The 4383-nt window shown below is 75.2% G+C and carries 4 protein-coding genes; 2 read left to right on the forward strand and 2 right to left on the reverse strand.

Annotated elements, in window-relative coordinates:
• Positions 1-587, reverse strand: a 587-nt coding sequence (locus ACW0Q9_RS29320) for a hypothetical protein (RefSeq protein ID WP_456186815.1), incomplete at its 3' end; no start/stop codon positions are given.
• 103 nt (positions 588-690) lie between these two features.
• Here ACW0Q9_RS29320 and ACW0Q9_RS29325 point away from each other — a divergent pair.
• Entirely contained in the window at positions 691-1668 is a 978-nt protein-coding gene (locus ACW0Q9_RS29325; protein WP_456186817.1) for a hypothetical protein, read from the forward strand.
• A gap of 30 nt (positions 1669-1698) precedes the next feature.
• Here ACW0Q9_RS29325 and murD read toward each other — a convergent pair whose 3' ends face one another.
• Positions 1699-3045: a UDP-N-acetylmuramoyl-L-alanine--D-glutamate ligase gene (murD, locus tag ACW0Q9_RS29330; RefSeq protein ID WP_456186819.1), complete on the reverse strand. Its 1347-nt coding sequence runs from the start codon at positions 3043-3045 to the stop codon at positions 1699-1701.
• Positions 3046-3135: 90 nt separating this feature from the next.
• Between murD and ACW0Q9_RS29335 the strand changes: the two genes are divergently transcribed.
• Positions 3136-4383 (forward strand): hypothetical protein (locus ACW0Q9_RS29335; protein WP_456186821.1); only part of this gene is annotated, 1248 nt, incomplete at its 3' end.

Raw genomic sequence — 4383 nt, forward strand, 5'->3', positions numbered from 1 at the left:
ATCCGGGTGATCCGTACGCCCCGCGCCAGGGCGGCCAGGTTCGCCTCCCAGTAGCGCCGGCCGACGTCCCCGCGCCACCAGCTCAGCTCGCCGCTGACCCGGGGCATCACGTTGGTCAGCCCGACCAGCTCCCGCGTGCAGTCCCGGGTGGCGCCGATCAGGTCCTCGTCGTCGTCGCCGGGCCGGACGATCCGGCCCGCGGCGAGCTGCTCCGCCTCCCGGCGGAACTCCTCGAAACGGCGCTGCGCCTCGGCCGCCACCCGGGTCCCGGCGTGCCGCTCGGCCGCCTCGCGCAGCGCGCCGGCGAGCTGCGGGGTGGCGCGGACCAGCCAGGGCGGCCCGTCCAGCAACGTCCGCAGGTGGAACCGGCGCTCGGCCCGGGCCAGCGAGTCGAGCACCAGCGAGATGGTGATGCCCATCAGCCCGGCCAGCAGCGACTCGACGCCGGTCGCCGCGTTGGTCAGGTCGAGCGTCACGGACAGCAGGATGGAGAGCGTGATGCCGACCAGGGCCACCGGGTCGGTGTGCGCGACGAGCCGTACCAGGTTCTCCGCCGGGCCGCTCCGGCCCCGCGCCCGTCGCCGCATCGCCTCACCCGCCATCGGCCACCCCCGATCACTCGTGCGCTCAGGGTAGCCACGATCCACAACGGTCGGTCGTCCCCCGCCCGCCGCCGGTAGCATCCGCCGGGTGCGGACGACGGAGGTGGCACTGCCCGCCGGCGCGGCGGGGACGACCCGGGCGGAGCTCGCGGCGGGGATCCGGGCCTGGGTGGCCTCGCCGCCGGTGCGGGCCCTGGTCGGGCACTTCGGCGGCGAATGGCCGGCCGGTGACCTGGGCACGGTGCTGGCCGGGCTGGACGACTTCTCCGCCCGGCACTGGGACTTCCGGGGCGGGCGGGAGCGCCCCGACGCCCGGGAACCGGCGTTCGACCCGGCCACGGTCGGGCTGGTGCTCGACGCGGCGGCGGCGCTGGGGCTGGTCCGGGCCGTCCCGCCGACCCTGCCCCGCTACGCGCACCTGCTGGTCCTCGGCGGCCTGGCGCACGCCTGCCTGCGGCGCACCGCGTACGCCGCGCACCTGGCCCGGGCGGTCTGCGGGGTCGCCGGGGAGGTGGCGGTGCTGGGCAGCTTCCGGCCCCTGTCCCCGGTCGAGTCGCGGCTGCTCGCCGAGGTCGGGGTGCACGGCTGCGCCACCGAGGTGGACGCCCTGGACGCCGGGGTGCGCGTGGCGTTCGGGGTGGACGCGCCGAGTGAGGAGATCGGTGAGACCGCCGGTCACCCGCACCGGGCCTGGTCCTCGCGCACCTACCGGCCGGCCGGGCTGCCCCCGGTCCGGGTGCTGGCCGCCCCGTCCGGCGAGCCGGACCACCGCCGCGCGCACACCGCCGACACCCAGCGGTTCTGGGCCGCGCACGTCCGGCTGCGCGAGGGTGATCCGGTGCTGGTGGTGACCGCCCCGATCTACGTGCCGTTCCAGCACTGCGACGCGCTCCGCACCCTCGCCGTGCCGTTCGGCTGCGGGATCGACACCGTCGGGGTGGACCCGGCGCTGGCCACGCCGGTCCCGGTGCCGGAACCCACCCTCACCGCGGGGCGCTACCTCCAGGAGATCCGCTCGGCGGTCCGGTCGATGCGTGCCCTGCACACCGCGCTGTCGACCGGCTGACCCGGCGATCCCGGCGCCGACCGTGGCGACTCAGCGGGCGGTGTCGGCCACCGCCTGGGCGAACACCTCCGAGCGGTGCTCGAAGTTGCGGAACTGGCCGTAGCTCGGCGCGGCCGGGGAGAGCAGCACCACGCCGCCGGCCGGGGTGAGCTTGCGGGCCAGGCCCACGGCGGCCACCAGGTCCTCGGCGCTCTCGGTCCGCACCGCCGGCAGCCCCGCCAGGGCCTCGACGATCCGGGGCCCGCTGTCCGGGATGCCGATCACGGTGATCTCCCGCTCGGCCAGGTGGTCGCGGAGCGGCGTGTAGTCCAGCCCCCGGTCCGTTCCGCCGACGATCACCGTCAGCGGCCGCCCCTCGTACGCGTCGATCGCGTGCATGGCCGCGTACGGGCTGGTGGCCAGGGTGTCGTCGACGAAGGTGAGCCCGGACGGGTCGGGGATCTCGGTGAGCCGGTGGGCGAGGCCCTGGAACCCGGCGACCGCGATGGCCAGGCTGTCCCTGCCCGCCACCACGTCGACGCCGAGCGCGTCGAGCACCGCAAGCGCGACGCAGAGGTTGCCCTCGTTGTGCCGGCCGACCAGGGGCAGCACCGCGCGCGGGAAGAGCGGGGTGTCCCGCAGGTGGAACCAGGGAGCGCCGTCCGGCCCGGTGGCCACGTGGGTGGTGTCCGGCGAGCCGGCCCGGACCGCCGCCCGGTCCCCCAGCTCCAGCGCCAGCCGCGGGTCGGCGCCGTTGACCACCACCGTGTGCGGGCCGTGCGCCAGCAGGTTGAGCTTGTCCCGGTAGTACTCCCGCTCGCCGCCGTGCGCGTCGAGGTGCTCGGGGAAGAGGGCGGTCACCACGGCCACCCGGGGCGAGTCGGTCAGGTCGGCGCACTGGTAGCTGGACAGCTCCAGCACGTACAGCCCCGCCTCGGGCAGGTCGAGCAGCGGCACGCCGATGTTGCCGCCGAAGACGTTCGGCCGGTCCATCGGGGTGAGCAGGTGGCTGATCAGGCTGGACGTGGTGCTCTTGCCCTTGCTGCCGGTCACCCCGACCGTGCGGTCCGCGTGGTCGGCCATCCAGAGCGCGCTGCCCTGGGTGACCGGGACGGCGCGGCGGCGCAGCTCCACCATCCACGGGTGGGTGTTCGGCACCCCGGGCGAGCGGACCACCACGTCGGCGGCGGCCAGCCGGGCGAAGCCGTCCTCGCCGGTCACCAGCGGCGCGGCCGCGGCGAGCGGGCCCTCCCAGGGCAGGGTGAGGAAGTTCGCGCTGTCGTCGACGGCCACCAGGTCGGCCGGGCCGTGCGCGGCGATCGCGGTCACCGCGGCCCGGCCCTCCCGGCCGGCGCCCCAGACGGCGACATGTCGTCCGCGCAGATCAGACAGGCGCACGGGCTCTCCTCGGGGGTCGGGTCGGCGGGTCGGCGGGTGCGGTCCGGCACAGCCGGACACGGCCGGACGAACCAGGGCCTAGTATGGCGTGTGCCCAACGAGCAGCTGCGGCGGATGGACGCCTTCACCTTCCCGTCCTACTCGATCGACTTCGCCACCGGTGAGGTGTTGTTCGACTACGCCCTGACCGGCCCCGACGGCGAGCAGCGGTTCACCGAGGTGGTCACCCTTCCCCTGCCGGCGGAGCCGGTGTCCGACGAGACCGCGGCCACCCTCGCCCGGGTCCTCGAACTGCTGCACGTGGTCGCCGGGGTCAGCTACTACAAGGCCGCCGCGCCGCCCCGGCTCGTGCTGCCGGCCCCGCTGGGCACGGCCGCCGCCGACCTCGTCACCGCCGTCTACACCAAGGGCCTCGCCGAGTACGCGTACCGCAACCAGCTTCCCCACGTGCTGGAGCTGCGCCCGGAGGTGCCGGCCGGCGAGATCGCCCCGCCCCGGGTGTACGACGACTCGGACCGCCGGCCGCTGTCGGCCGTCGGCGGTGGCAAGGACTCCATCGTCACGCTGGAGGCGCTGCGCCGGGCCGGCTTCGACCCGGTGCCCTTCTCGGTCAACCCGAACCACGTCATCGTCTCCGTCAACGAGGCGTCCGACCTGGTGCCGCTGGCCGCCCGCCGGCGGATCGACCCGGTGCTGTTCGACCTCAACGCGGCCGGCGCCCGGAACGGGCACATTCCCGTCACCGCGATCAACTCGCTGATCGCGGTCGCCACCGCCGTGCTGCACGGGCTCGGGCCGGTGGTGATGTCCAACGAGCGCTCCGCGTCCGACCCGAACCTGGTCTGGCACGGCCACGAGATCAACCACCAGTGGTCCAAGGGCGTCGAGGCGGAGGGCCTGCTGCGCGCCGCGCTGGCCGAGCACGCCGGCCTCACCGAGCCGTACTTCTCGCTGCTGCGGTCGCTGTCCGAGCTGCACATCGCCCGGCTCTTCGCCGAGACCGACCGGTACGACGCCGTGGTGACCAGCTGCAACGCCGCGTTCAAGCTGCGCGACGCGAGCGAGCGCTGGTGCCGGGACTGCCCGAAATGCCGGTTCGTCTTCCTGGCCATGGCCCCGTTCATGTCCCGGGAGCGGATCACCGGCATCTTCGGCGGCGACCTGCTGGCCGACGAGTCCCAGATCCCCGGCTACCGGGAGCTGCTCGGGGTTGACGGGCACAAGCCGTTCGAGTGCGTCGGCGAGGTGGAGGAGTCGGTGGTCGCGCTGAGCCTGCTCGCCGAGCAGGAGCAGTGGCGCGACGCCCCGGTGGTCCGCGCCCTGGTCGACGCGGTGCCT

This window comes from Micromonospora sp. I033 (assembly GCF_053890995.1).